This is a genomic window from Pseudomonas sp. GW822-FHT06B12, from assembly GCF_058799675.1.
The window spans coordinates 125,978-139,183 of sequence record NZ_JBXALR010000005.1 but is presented as its reverse complement, the minus strand read 5'-3'; the positions used below and the strand labels follow the sequence as shown (position 1 = coordinate 139,183).

The window sequence follows — 13,206 nt, the reverse complement described above, 5'->3', positions numbered from 1 at the left end:
TGTAAGTCAGTGAATTTTCAAGATCAAGGAAAAATTCCATTTTTTTTAATTTATGGGTTTTTTGTTGCTAGCTGATACGTTTCATCAGGTGATTTTTTGCACAAAAAAGGCCTTCCTCTCGGTAGGCCTCTGGTCGTCCGCTGTGGGGCATGATGTGGTTTTGAAGTGAAAAGATCTTTTTGGACCGTTACGAGCCCAACAGAGGGCACGCTCTGCTCGCCACAAACCAATGCGCAATTTCTGATCTGTTTATTCTTTCCCCAAAGCCTCGGTCCGAGGCTACGTTGCCTTGCGTCGCTGCCTACAACTCCACCAGAACTCCCCGGCTTGTACGCTTTGTTGCCCAGCTCTATTGTTTCCGGGTCGCTGCTTATTCAGCGGCCGGGCCTGGAAACCCGTGAGCAAAAAGGCGCAACAGCGCGCCACATGACATACTGCGGCGCTTTTTTTGTGCTCGCAGTTCTGCGTTATGGCGGCTGTGCGTGGGAGACCTTCGGGTCTGCCGGGTACCTTTTGCCTCGGTTTTCCAGCCCGCGTACAGCTGCCACCCTTTCGCCTGGAAACGAAAACGGCAGCTCCTCAACGCCGTTGGCCGAGTTGGCGGTGAATCGGGCGCTGGATCACCTTGATCCACCGGATTCGCCGGAGTAGCACGCCAGTGCATTGATGTTGAATGTAATGCCGTCATCGCGAGCAGGCTCGCTCCCACACTGGATCTCCATCGTTCGCGGACGTTGTATCCACTGAGGATCAAATGTGGGAGCGAGCCTGCTCGCGATGGCGTCTTCAGACACGACAACGCCTTCTCCTCAGGAGATGAGAAGTGATGCGCCACCGTCTTATAAATAAGACGCCCTCGGCTATACTCCCCTCCATTTGAACGGCCCCGAGGACTGACTGTGAAGAACTGGACGTTGCGCCAACGCATTTTGGCGAGCTTTGCGGTGATTATCGCCATCATGCTGCTGATGGTCGTCGTCTCTTATTCACGCTTGCTGAAGATTGAGTCCGGCGAGGTCGCTGTTCGCGAAGATGCCGTTCCAGGCGTCTACTACAGTTCGATGATTCGCAGCGCTTGGGTCGACAGTTACATGCTGACTCAGGAGTTGCTCGGCCTGAAAAGGGGGCAAGGCATCGGTGCCGCAGAGGCTGCGGATTTCAAGTCTTTCGAAGAGCGTCTTGAGTTGGCAATGGTCAACTACCGGAAGACCTTCAACGGCCATGAGGATCAGGCCGAGCTCGACGCCTTCGACGCTTTCGTAAAACTGCGTGAGACGTTCATCAAGACTCAGGCCACCGTTCTCGATTTGTATCAGCGCAATCAGGGCGATGAGGCGGTGAAGATCTTCACTGAACAATTGAACCCGACCTGGAGTGAAGGTCGCAGCAAGCTAAACGACATCATCAACGCCAACAAGGCTGTCGCCGACCGTGCCACCACGGCCATTGATGACGCGGTGGCCGCCGCTAAAATCAGCATGGGCGTTTCGTTGCTGATCGCGGTGATTGCCGCCGGCCTCTGCGGCCTGCTGCTAATGCGCGCGATCATGGCGCCAATGAACCGCATCGTGCAGATCCTCGACATCATGCGCACCGGTGACCTCAGCAGCCGTCTGAACCTCGATCGCAAGGACGAGTTCGGTGCGGTGGAAACCGGCTTCAACGACATGATGACCGAGCTGACCTCGCTGGTGTCCCAGGCTCAGCGTTCCTCGGTACAGGTCACCACCTCGGTGACCGAGATCGCCGCCACCTCCAAACAGCAACAGGCGACCGCCACGGAAACCGCGGCCACCACCACCGAAATCGGCGCCACTTCGCGCGAAATCGCCGCGACCTCGCGGGACCTAGTGCGCACCATGACCGAAGTCTCCACCGCCGCCGATCAGGCCTCGGTGCTGGCCGGCTCCGGTCAGCAAGGCCTGGCGCGGATGGAAGAGACCATGCACTCGGTAATGGGCGCGGCTGATCTGGTCAACGCCAAACTGGCGATCCTCAACGAGAAGGCCGGCAACATCAATCAGGTGGTGGTGACCATCGTCAAGGTCGCCGATCAGACCAACCTGCTGTCGCTGAACGCCGCCATCGAGGCCGAAAAGGCCGGCGAATACGGTCGCGGTTTCGCCGTGGTCGCTACCGAAGTGCGACGTCTGGCGGACCAGACCGCTGTCGCCACCTACGACATCGAACAGATGGTTCGCGAGATCCAGTCGGCGGTGTCGGCCGGTGTGATGGGCATGGACAAATTCTCCGAAGAAGTGCGTCGCGGCATGTCCGAAGTGCAGCAGGTCGGCGAGCAGCTGTCGCAGATCATCCATCAGGTTCAGGCGCTGGCGCCTCGGGTGTTGATGGTCAACGAGGGTATGCAGGCCCAGGCCACGGGCGCTGAACAGATCAACCATGCACTGGTGCAGTTGGGCGACGCCAGCAGCCAGACCGTCGAGTCCCTGCGCCAGGCCAGTTTTGCCATCGACGAGCTGAGTTCGGTGGCCGTAGGGCTGCGCAGCGGCGTCTCGCGATTCAAAGTCTGATGAGCGAACTGGTGGCGAAACGCAGTGCGGGCATGGCACCGAAACAGTCGTTGTTTCTGGTATTTCGCATTGGCGACGAGCGCTATGCGCTGCAAGCCATTGAAGTAGTCGAGGTGCTGCCACGTCTGCCGCTTAAACCGATTGCCAAGGCACCGTCATGGGTCGTAGGGGTGTTTGCCTACCGTGGCGCGGTGGTGCCGGTGATCGATGTCGGCGACCTGGCGTTCGGTCAGCCGGCCAAGGCGCGTACCAGCACTCGATTGGTGTTGGTGCACTATCAGCCGGATGACGCTACGCCGGGGCAATTGCTCGGGCTGATTCTTGAGCAAGCCACTGACACGCTGCGTTGCAATCCGGCGGACTTCCAGCCCTATGGCCTGGATAACCGTCAGGCGCCGTATCTAGGGCCGGTGCGTGAAGACGCGCAAGGACTGTTGCAATGGGTGCGCGTCGCGGACTTGCTGGATGCTCAGGTGCACGCGTTGCTGTTCCCGTCGCCGCCGCTGGACCTGGCGTCGCTTGAGGAGCGCCCATGAGCAGCGACCAGCGTTTTTTCGACTTCCTCAAAGAACGCATTGGCCTAGACGTGAGCTCCGTCGGCCCGGCGATCATCGAACGCGCGGTGCGTCAGCGCACGGCGGCGCAGCAGGTGGAAACGTCGGATGAGTACTGGCAGCGTCTGCAAGGTTCGCGAGACGAACAGCAAGCGCTGATCGAAGCAGTGATCGTCCCGGAAACCTGGTTTTTTCGTTACCCGGAATCCTTTGCTACTTTGGCCAAACTGGCGCTCAAGCGTCTGGCCGAGATCAAGGGCATGCGTGCGCTGCGGATTCTCAGCCTGCCATGCTCCACTGGCGAAGAGCCGTATTCGATTGCCATGGCGTTGTTCGATGCCGGGCTGGCGCCGCACCAGTTCAAGGTCGAAGGGTTGGATGTCAGCCCGCTGTCGGTCGAGCGGGCCAAGCGTGCGCTGTATGGAAAAAACTCCTTTCGAGGACAACACAGCGATTTTCGCGAGCGGCACTTCAGCGCCGAAGACGAAGGCTATCGCCTCAGCGATCGGGTGCGCGAACAGGTACGTTTGCAGGTGGGCAATCTGCTGGATCCGGCCCTGCTGGCCAATGAACCGCCCTATGACTTCGTGTTTTGTCGCAACTTGCTGATCTATTTCGATCAGCCTACTCAGAAGCAGGTTTTTGAGGTGCTCAAGCGCCTGACTCACGTGGACGGCGTGCTGTTTATCGGCCCGGCCGAAGGCAGTCTGCTGGGGCGTCTGGGCATGCGTTCGATCGGTATTCCACAATCCTTCGCCTTCAGCCGTCACAGCGAGCCTGAACCCGAACCGCTGCCGGTGTTCATTGCACCACCGTTGCCGGTGAGTTTGCCGATGCGCAGCGTTCCGCCGCCGGTACGCAACCGACCTTTTGCCGCCGTTGCACCCGCGCCGCGCCCGAGCGTTGAGACGCTGTCGAACACTGATGCCGCCGCTCTGCTGGCGAGCATTGCAACCCTGGCCAACGAAGGTAAGAGCGTTGAAGCGCGAGCGGCCTGCGAGCAGTACCTGCGCAGCCACGAGCCGGTGGCTCAGGTGTTTTACTGGCTGGGGCTGCTCAGCGATGTCGCTGGCAGCGTGCTGGAAGCTCAAGGTTTTTATCGCAAGGCGCTTTATTTGCAACCGCAGCACCCCGAAGCGCTGATCCACCTGGCGGTGTTGCTGGCGTCCCAGGGGGATACGGCCGGTGCCCGTCGATTACAGGAACGCGCCGCCCGCAGTGAGCGCACCGCTGACAGTGAGCGTAAACGATGACCGGTTCTGTTTCGTTGAACGTGACCCATGAAGATGCCCAGGCCATCGACGACTGCTGGAACCGTATCGGTATCCACGGCGACAAGTCCTGCCCATTGCTGATCGAACACATTCACTGCCGCAATTGCGCGGTGTATTCGGCGGCGGCGACGCGCTTGCTGGATCGTTATGCCTTGCAGCAGGACGACCGTGCGCAAGCGTCCATTACCGTTGAAACGGATGTGCTCACGCGCTCGTTGTTGATGTTTCGCCTCGGCGAAGAGTGGCTCGCCCTGGCGACCCGCAGTCTGGTGGAAGTGGCGCCGATGCAGACGATTCATTCGCTGCCGCATCAGCGTTCACGGGCCTTGCTGGGGGTGGCGAACGTGCGCGGCGCGCTGGTGGCCTGTCTGTCGCTGGTGGAGTTGCTGGGGTTGGAAGCGACCACAGGTGTCGCCTCGGGTGTGCGGGTCATGCCGCGCATGTTGATCATCGCCGCTCACGGCGGTCCGGTCGTGGTGCCGGTGGATGAGGTGGACGGGATTCACGCCATTGATGAGCGGATCCTCGATGCCGCGTCTCAATCAGGCCAGCAGGCCAGCGCCAAATACACCCGTGGCGTGTTGCAATTCAGAGGTCGCAGCCTGCGCTGGCTGGATGAAGAGCAGTTGTTGTCCGCCGTGACCCGGAGCCTGACATGACCCCTGATCAAATGCGTGACGCGTCACTGCTGGAACTCTTCAGTCTTGAGGCCGAGGCCCAGACCCAGGTGCTCAGCGCCGGGTTGCTGGCGCTGGAACGTGACCCGACTCAGGCCGATCATCTGGAAGCCTGCATGCGCGCCGCGCATTCGCTCAAGGGCGCGGCGCGGATTGTCGGTGTGGATGCCGGGGTCAGCGTTTCCCATGTGATGGAAGATTGCCTGGTCAGCGCGCAGGAAGGCCGGCTCTTTCTGCGCCCCGAACACATTGATGCGCTGCTGCAAGGCACCGACTTGCTGATGCGCATCGCGACGCCGGGCAGCGCCAATGTCGGGCCGAGCGACATCGAAGCCTATGTGGCGTTGATGGGGCATTTACTGGATCCCCTGGCGGTCGCAGCACCCGTTGTAGCGCGGCCGTCATTGGCGCCCGAAGCGCCGATGGCCGAGCTGCAACTCGAACGGCCGGCACCGCTGATTGAATCGCCAGATCTTGTGGCAGAACTCGAGTCGTCGCTCGCAGCATCGGTAGCGGCATCGCGCAAAGCCAAACACGTCACCGAGGGCGGCGAGCGGGTGTTGCGGGTGACCGCCGAGCGCTTGAACAGCCTGCTCGACCTGTCGAGTAAATCGCTGGTGGAAACCCAGCGCCTCAAGCCGTACCTGGCGACGATGCTGCGTCTCAAACGGATGCAGAACAACAGCCTGCGCGCCCTGGAAAGTCTCAACGTTCACCTCAAAGAGCAGGACCTGAGCCTTGAGGCCCAAGAGGCGCTTGGCGATGCACGGCGGCTGTTGGCCGAATCCCAGCAATTGCTGGCGGAGAAAACCGCTGAGCTTGATGAGTTCGCCTGGCAGGCGAGTCAGCGTGCTCAGGTTCTGTACGACACGGCATTGGCCTGTCGCATGCGGCCGTTTGCCGATGTACTGACCGGGCAGGCGCGGATGGTTCGCGATCTGGGTCGTAGCCTGGGTAAGCAGGTGCGATTGGAGATCGAGGGCGAAAAGACTCAGGTCGACCGCGACGTGCTGGAAAAGCTTGAAGCGCCGCTGACCCATTTGCTGCGTAACGCCGTGGACCACGGCATCGAAACGCCTGAACAGCGCCTGCTGGCCGGCAAGCCTGCCGAAGGGCTGATTCGCTTGCGCGCGTCCCACCAGGCCGGGCTATTGGTGCTGGAGTTGAGCGATGACGGTAATGGCGTGGACCTGGAGCGGGTTCGCCACAGCATCGTCGAGCGTCAATTATCACCGCTCGAGACCGCAGCGCAGTTGAGTGAAGAAGAGCTGCTGACGTTCCTCTTCCTGCCGGGCTTCAGCCTGCGCGACAAGGTCACCGAAGTCTCCGGACGTGGTGTTGGCCTGGATGCGGTTCAGCACATGGTCCGCCAGTTGCGCGGTGCGGTGGTGCTGGAGCAGAAAGCGGGCGAGGGCAGTCGTTTCCATCTTGAGGTGCCGCTGACGTTGTCGGTGGTGCGCAGTCTGGTGGTGGAAGTGGGCGAGGAGGCGTATGCCTTTCCACTGGCGCACATCGAGCGCATGTGCGATTTGGCGTCGGACGACATCGTCCAGGTGGAAGGTCGTCAGCACTTCTGGCACGAAGGTCGACACGTTGGCCTGGTCGCGGCCAGCCAGTTGCTGAACCGCCCGGCGAGTCAGAACAGCCCGGCGACACTCAAAGTCGTGGTCATCCGTGAGCGCGACGCGGTGTACGGGGTGGCCGTCGAGCGCTTTATCGGCGAGCGCACGTTGGTGGTGCTGCCGCTGGATGAGCGCCTGGGCAAGATTCAGGACATTTCCGCCGGGGCTTTGCTCGATGACGGTTCGGTGGTGTTGATCGTCGACGTCGAAGACATGCTCCGTTCGGTGGACAAACTGCTCAATACCGGTCGCCTGGAGCGGATCGCCCGGCACAGCCAACAGACCGCCATCGTTGCGCGCAAACGCATTCTGGTGGTCGATGACTCACTGACGGTGCGTGAGTTGCAACGCAAGCTGCTGCTCAATCGTGGTTATGACGTGGCCGTTGCGGTGGACGGCATGGATGGCTGGAACGCGCTGCGTGCCGAGGATTTCGATCTGCTGATTACCGATATTGATATGCCGCGCATGGACGGGATCGAGCTGGTTTCGTTGTTGCGACGTGACAATCGGCTGCAATCGCTGCCGGTGATGGTGGTGTCCTACAAGGATCGTGAAGAAGACCGTCGTCGTGGACTGGACGCTGGAGCCGACTACTATTTAGCCAAGGCCAGCTTTCATGACGATGCGCTGCTCGATGCAGTGGTTGAGCTCATAGGAGGAGCGCGCGCATGAAGATCGCTATCGTCAACGATATGCCCATGGCCGTGGAGGCCCTGCGTCGAGCCTTGGCGTTCGAACCGGCGCATGAGGTGGTCTGGGTCGCCAGCAACGGTGCCGAGGCGGTGCAACGCTGCGCCGAGTTCACCCCGGACCTGATCCTGATGGACCTGATCATGCCGGTCATGGATGGCGTCGAAGCCACCCGGCGGATCATGGCCGAGACCCCGTGCGCCATCGTCATTGTCACGGTGGATCGGCAGCAGAATGTCCACCGGGTGTTCGAGGCCATGGGCCACGGCGCGCTGGATGTGGTCGATACCCCGGCCCTCGGCGCGGGCGATCCGAAAGATGCCGCAGCGCCGCTGCTGCGCAAGATCCTGAATATCGGCTGGCTGATCGGCGAACGCGGTAACCGCGTGCGATCGGCGCCGACCCATCCGCGCAGCTCCGGACAACGCCAGAGCCTGGTGGCCATCGGTTCTTCCGCCGGTGGGCCGGCGGCGCTGGAAGTCTTGCTCAAGGGCCTACCGCGCGATTTTGCGCCGGCCATCGTGCTGGTTCAGCACGTTGATCAGGTGTTCGCGGCGGGCATGGCCGAATGGCTCAGCAGTGCCAGCGGTCTGGATGTGCGCCTGGCTCAGGAAGGCGAGCCGCCGCGAAGCGGGACGGTGTTGCTGGCGGGCACCAATCACCATATCCGTTTGTTGAAGAACGGTACGCTGGCCTACACCGCCGAGCCGGTCAACGAAATTTACCGCCCCTCGATCGACGTGTTTTTCGAAAGCGTGGCCAGTTACTGGAACGGTGACGCAGTCGGTGTGCTGCTGACCGGCATGGGGCGCGATGGCGCCCAGGGACTTAAATTGATGCGCCAGCAGGGCTACCTGACCATTGCTCAGGATCAGCGCAGCAGTGCGGTATATGGCATGCCTAAAGCAGCCGCCGCCATCGATGCTGCTGTGGAAATTCGCCCGCTGGACAAGATAGCGCCACGATTGCTGGAGATCTTTGCAAAATGATTCATCATTGCCGCTGTTATTGCCTGACTCAGGTGACCGCACATGGATGATTTACAGCTCGACGACTTTAAAACCGATGAAAACGCCGCGATGGTGCTGCTGGTCGACGACCAGGCGATGATCGGCGAAGCCGTGCGCCGCGGGCTGGCGAACGAAGAGAATATCGACTTCCATTTCTGCGCCGACCCGCACCAGGCCATTGCTCAGGCGATCCGTATCAAGCCGACGGTGATTCTGCAGGACCTGGTCATGCCCGGTCTGGACGGCCTGTCGCTGGTGCGCGAATACCGCAACCACCCGGCGACCAAAAACATTCCGATCATCGTGCTCTCGACCAAGGAAGACCCGCTGATCAAGAGCGCGGCGTTTGCCGCGGGTGCCAACGATTACCTGGTCAAACTGCCAGACAACATCGAACTGGTGGCGCGCATTCGCTACCACTCGCGTTCCTACACCACCCTGATCCAGCGCGACGCGGCCTACCGGGCGTTGCGGGTCAGTCAGCAGCAGTTGCTCGACACCAACCTGGTGCTCCAGCGGTTGATGAACTCCGATGGCCTGACCGGCCTGTCGAACCGCCGTCATTTCGACGAGTACCTCGAGCTGGAATGGCGCCGGGCCTTGCGTGACCAGGCGCAACTGTCGCTTTTGATGATTGATGTCGACCACTTCAAGCTGTACAACGACAACTTCGGTCACCTGGAAGGCGACGAAGCCCTGCGCAAAGTCGCCACGGCAATCCGCGATGCCAGCAGCCGGCCTTCCGATCTGCCGGCGCGTTATGGTGGTGAAGAGTTCGTATTGGTGTTGCCCAATACCTCGCCGGTTGGGGCGCGACTGGTCGCGGAAAAGCTCCGCCAGACCGTAGCAGGGATGAAGATTGCGCATGTTTTCCCGGCCGAAGGTGCGAGTCTGACCATCAGCATCGGCCTCTCGACCATGACCCCGCAGCCCGGCAGTGATTACCGTCAATTGATCTCGGCAGCGGACAAGGGCTTGTACCTGGCGAAGAACAATGGGCGCAATCAGGTGGGGATTGAGTAAGGATCAGCCCGCACATGGAAATGCGGCACCCGTAGCAGCTGTCGAGCCTGCGAGGCTGCGTTCGAGGACGAAGTCCTCGCAAGTCTGGTGCACGCGATTTACCTGGAAGTACGCGTTGTCTGATTTTACGGCTGCTGCGCAACCGAACGCAGCCTCGCGGGCTCGGCAGCTGCTACAAGAGTCCGCCTCTCATATGCTTTCATCCAAAAACCATTCGCCCTAAAGCCGCCAGGCGGGCTGCCGTGACAGCTTGATTACGTTATACTCGCCGGCTTTCAAAAGTTCGCCAACGAGTGCTGCCCGCCATGGAAATCAACCCGATCCTTAACAGTATCAAGGACCTGTCCGAGCGCTCCGAAACTATTCGGGGGTATCTTTGACTACGATCAAAAGCATGAGCGTCTGACTGAAGTCAATCGCGAGCTTGAAGATCCGAATGTCTGGAACAACCCGTCGTACGCTCAGGAACTGGGCCGCGAGCGCTCGCTGCTGGCGCAGATCGTCGAAACCCTCGACCAGATGCACACTGGCCTTGCCGACGCCAAGGACCTGCTGCTGATGTCCGCCGAGGAAGAAGACCAGGCCGCCGTCGATGACGTCGCTGCCGAAGTCGAGCGTCTGCGCGAGTCCCTGGAAAAACTCGAATTCCGCCGTATGTTCAGCGGTGAGATGGACGCCAACAACGCCTACCTGGACATCCAGGCCGGCTCCGGCGGTACCGAAGCCCAGGACTGGGCCAACATCCTGCTGCGCATGTACTTGCGCTGGGCGGATAAACGCGGTTTCGACGCGACCATCATGGAACTCTCTGCCGGTGAAGTCGCCGGGATCAAGGGCGCAACCCTGCACATCAAGGGCGAATACGCTTTTGGCTGGCTGCGTACCGAAATCGGCGTGCACCGTCTGGTGCGCAAGAGCCCGTACGACTCCGGTAACCGTCGTCACACCTCGTTCTCGGCCGTGTTCGTGTCGCCGGAAATCGATGACAACATCGAAATCGACATCAACCCGTCGGACCTGCGCATCGACACCTACCGCTCCTCGGGGGCCGGTGGTCAGCACGTAAACACCACCGACTCGGCCGTACGTATCACCCACGTACCGACCAACACCGTGGTCAGCTGCCAGAACGAACGTTCCCAGCACGCCAACAAAGACACCGCGATGAAAATGTTGCGGGCGCGCTTGTACGAGCAGGAAGTGCAGAAACGCAACGCTGCCTCCCAAGCCCTGGAAGACACCAAGTCGGACATCGGCTGGGGTCACCAGATCCGCTCGTATGTGCTCGACCAGTCGCGAATCAAGGATTTGCGTACTAACGTCGAACGCAGCGACTGCGACAAGGTGCTCGACGGCGATATCGACGAATACCTGGTGGCGAGCCTGAAACAAGGGCTGTAAACCGCCAGTCTAGACCTTAAGTCCCCTGTCATCGGCGGGGGCAACGAACCTGTGATGGAAAATTTAAAGACATGAGCGACCTAGAACTCGATCCGCAAGCCCTGCAACAGGAAGAAAACTCCCTGATCGCCCTGCGCAAGGAAAAGCTTGCTGCCGAGCGCGCCAAGGGCCAGGCCTTCCCCAACGACTTCCGCCGCGACGCCTACTGCGAAGACTTGCAGAAACAGTACGCGGACAAGACCAAGGAAGAGCTGGCAGAGGCTGCGATCCCGGTCAAGGTTGCCGGTCGTCTCATGCTCAACCGTGGTTCGTTCATGGTGATTCAGGACATGTCCGGGCGCATTCAGGTTTACGTCAACCGTAAAACCCTGTCCGAAGAAACCCTGGCCGCGGTGAAAACCTGGGACCTGGGCGACATCATTGCCGCCGAAGGCACCCTGGCCCGTTCCGGCAAGGGCGACCTGTACGTTGAAATGACCGACGTGCGTCTGCTGACCAAATCGCTGCGCCCGTTGCCGGACAAGCACCACGGCCTGTCTGACACCGAGCAGCGCTACCGCCAGCGTTACGTTGACCTGATCGTCAACGATGATGTGCGCCAGACCTTCCGCGTGCGTTCGCAAGTGATCGCGCACATCCGCAGCTTCCTGATGAAGCGTGACTTCCTTGAAGTCGAAACGCCGATGCTGCAAACCATTCCGGGTGGTGCAGCGGCCAAGCCGTTCGAGACTCACCACAATGCGCTGGACATGGAAATGTTCCTGCGTATCGCGCCAGAGCTGTACCTCAAGCGGCTTGTTGTTGGCGGGTTTGAAAAAGTCTTCGAGATCAACCGCAACTTCCGTAACGAAGGTGTTTCGACTCGTCACAACCCTGAGTTCACCATGTTGGAGTTCTACCAGGCTTACGCCGACTACGAAGACAACATGGACCTGACCGAAGAACTGTTCCGTGAACTGGCGCAGCTGGTTCTGGGCAGCACCGACGTGCCGTACGGCGACAAGGTGTTCCATTTCGGCGAGCCGTTCGTACGCCTGTCGGTGTTCGACTCGATCCTCAAGTACAACCCGGATCTGACCGCTGCCGACCTGCAGGACATCGACAAGGCTCGGGCCATCGCCAAGAAGGCCGGCGCCAAGGTGCTCGGCTTCGAAGGTCTGGGCAAACTGCAGGTGATGATTTTCGAAGAACTGGTCGAGCACAAGCTGGAACAGCCGCACTTCATTACCCAGTATCCGTTCGAAGTGTCGCCGCTGGCCCGTCGTAACGACGAGAACCCGAACGTCACCGACCGTTTCGAGCTGTTCATCGGTGGCCGCGAAATCGCCAACGCCTACTCCGAGTTGAACGACGCGGAAGACCAGGCCGAGCGCTTCATGGCTCAGGTGGCCGACAAGGACGCTGGCGACGACGAAGCCATGCACTACGACGCTGACTTCGTTCGCGCACTGGAATACGGCATGCCGCCGACCGCCGGTGAAGGTATCGGTATCGACCGTCTGGTGATGCTGCTGACCAACTCACCGTCGATCCGCGATGTGATCCTGTTCCCGCACATGCGGCCGCAAGCGTAAATGTTTCAATTAAAAAGCCGCCTATAACAGGCGGCTTTTTATTGCCTGTCTGGTACAAACGTATCAATTGGTTACTTTTGACGTTAGAGAGGAATATCTGTCGTGAATCGTGCAATGGCTCAAGAAGGAGCAGCTGGCATTGCCACTGCGGTCGCTGAAAGCGTTCAGTACCAGGGCCGCAAAGCCAGTCGACAGGGAAGTGAGCAGCGTCGACAGGATATTCTCGATGCGGCGATGCGCATTGTCGTACGCGACGGTGTTCGTGCGGTACGTCATCGTGCAGTGGCCGCCGAAGCCGGTGTGCCGTTGTCGGCGACTACTTACTATTTCAAGGATATTGATGACCTGCTCACCGATACCTTCGCTCAATACGTAGAGCGCAGCGCCGCCTTCATGGCCAGGTTGTGGGCCAACAATGAAGGTCTGTTGCGCGAATTGGTGGTTAGCGGCGATGGCAGTCCCGAGTCCCGTTCACAGTTGGCTGACGATATTGCGCGGCTGATGGCTGACTACGTCCAACGGCAACTGATCAACCGCCGCGAGCACTTGATGGCTGAGCAGGCCTTCCGCCAGGAAGCCTTGCTCAATCCGCGTCTGGCACTGTTGGTGCGCTCGCATCAGCAAATTCTCCTGCAGGGCACCTGCCAGCTTTTCCAGGTATTGGGTTCCCGAGAGCCACAGCAGGATGCCAAAGTGTTGACGGCTATTGTCGGCCGGATGGAATATCAGGGCCTGCTCAACGACGCAGAGCCGCAGGCCGAGGAAGAGATGCTCGGTATTCTTAACCGGTACATGCATCTGGTACTGGCATCGGTGTAACGAACAGCACTATCCCTGTGGGAGCGGG

At 60.1% G+C, this 13,206-nt stretch carries 10 protein-coding genes; all 10 read left to right on the top strand.

What is annotated here, in order from left to right; translation table 11 throughout:
- Positions 1–899 precede the first annotated feature (899 nt).
- The 10 genes from AC1RKH_RS13025 to AC1RKH_RS12980 all read left to right on the top strand — a co-directional run bounded on the left by AC1RKH_RS13025 (position 900) and on the right by AC1RKH_RS12980 (position 13,178).
- Entirely contained in the window at positions 900–2,531 is a 1,632-nt protein-coding gene (locus AC1RKH_RS13025; protein WP_493062341.1) for a methyl-accepting chemotaxis protein, read from the top strand.
- Entirely contained in the window at positions 2,531–3,067 is a 537-nt protein-coding gene (locus AC1RKH_RS13020; RefSeq protein WP_493062340.1) for a chemotaxis protein CheW, read from the top strand. The genes AC1RKH_RS13025 and AC1RKH_RS13020 overlap by 1 nt, the downstream gene beginning before the upstream one ends.
- On the top strand, positions 3,064–4,338 hold the full coding sequence (locus AC1RKH_RS13015; RefSeq protein ID WP_493062339.1) for a CheR family methyltransferase: 1,275 nt from the start codon (positions 3,064–3,066) through the stop codon (positions 4,336–4,338). Before AC1RKH_RS13020 ends, AC1RKH_RS13015 begins: the two co-directional genes overlap by 4 nt.
- The gene (locus tag AC1RKH_RS13010; protein ID WP_493062338.1) at positions 4,335–5,018 is read left to right on the top strand and encodes a chemotaxis protein CheW; all 684 of its coding nucleotides are present in this window, start codon (positions 4,335–4,337) and stop codon (positions 5,016–5,018) included. The genes AC1RKH_RS13015 and AC1RKH_RS13010 overlap by 4 nt, the downstream gene beginning before the upstream one ends.
- The gene (locus AC1RKH_RS13005; RefSeq protein WP_493062337.1) at positions 5,015–7,333 is read left to right on the top strand and encodes a hybrid sensor histidine kinase/response regulator; all 2,319 of its coding nucleotides are present in this window, start codon (positions 5,015–5,017) and stop codon (positions 7,331–7,333) included. The genes AC1RKH_RS13010 and AC1RKH_RS13005 overlap by 4 nt, the downstream gene beginning before the upstream one ends.
- The gene (locus AC1RKH_RS13000) at positions 7,330–8,340 is read left to right on the top strand and encodes a chemotaxis response regulator protein-glutamate methylesterase (protein ID WP_123428583.1); all 1,011 of its coding nucleotides are present in this window, start codon (positions 7,330–7,332) and stop codon (positions 8,338–8,340) included. Before AC1RKH_RS13005 ends, AC1RKH_RS13000 begins: the two co-directional genes overlap by 4 nt.
- Before the next feature lie 42 nt (positions 8,341–8,382).
- Complete coding sequence (locus AC1RKH_RS12995) at positions 8,383–9,384, top strand: response regulator (RefSeq protein WP_123428581.1); 1,002 nt, start codon at positions 8,383–8,385, stop codon at positions 9,382–9,384.
- 305 nt (positions 9,385–9,689) lie between these two features.
- Positions 9,690–10,785 (top strand): peptide chain release factor 2 gene (gene prfB, locus AC1RKH_RS12990; RefSeq protein ID WP_123428579.1). Its coding sequence is split into 2 segments (ribosomal slippage): positions 9,690–9,761 and positions 9,763–10,785, totalling 1,095 coding nucleotides; the frame shifts between segments, so codons are not numbered across the junction.
- 71 nt (positions 10,786–10,856) lie between these two features.
- The gene (gene lysS / locus AC1RKH_RS12985; RefSeq protein WP_493062336.1) at positions 10,857–12,359 is read left to right on the top strand and encodes a lysine--tRNA ligase; all 1,503 of its coding nucleotides are present in this window, start codon (positions 10,857–10,859) and stop codon (positions 12,357–12,359) included.
- A 102-nt stretch (positions 12,360–12,461) separates the two neighbouring features.
- Positions 12,462–13,178, top strand: coding sequence for a TetR/AcrR family transcriptional regulator (locus AC1RKH_RS12980; RefSeq protein WP_493062335.1), 717 nt, complete (start codon positions 12,462–12,464; stop codon positions 13,176–13,178).
- Positions 13,179–13,206 lie beyond the last annotated feature (28 nt).

Bases quoted from the DNA above. Each gene is read 5' to 3' on its own strand.
- AC1RKH_RS13020 (WP_493062340.1), top strand. From the start codon at position 2,531: ATGAGCGAACTGGTGGCGAAACGCAGTGCGGGCATGGCACCGAAACAG.
- AC1RKH_RS13015 (WP_493062339.1), top strand. From the start codon at position 3,064: ATGAGCAGCGACCAGCGTTTTTTCGACTTCCTCAAAGAACGCATTGGC.
- AC1RKH_RS13010 (WP_493062338.1), top strand. From the start codon at position 4,335: ATGACCGGTTCTGTTTCGTTGAACGTGACCCATGAAGATGCCCAGGCC.
- AC1RKH_RS13005 (WP_493062337.1), top strand. From the start codon at position 5,015: ATGACCCCTGATCAAATGCGTGACGCGTCACTGCTGGAACTCTTCAGT.
- AC1RKH_RS13000 (WP_123428583.1), top strand. From the start codon at position 7,330: ATGAAGATCGCTATCGTCAACGATATGCCCATGGCCGTGGAGGCCCTG.
- AC1RKH_RS12995 (WP_123428581.1), top strand. From the start codon at position 8,383: ATGGATGATTTACAGCTCGACGACTTTAAAACCGATGAAAACGCCGCG.
- lysS (WP_493062336.1), top strand. From the start codon at position 10,857: ATGAGCGACCTAGAACTCGATCCGCAAGCCCTGCAACAGGAAGAAAAC.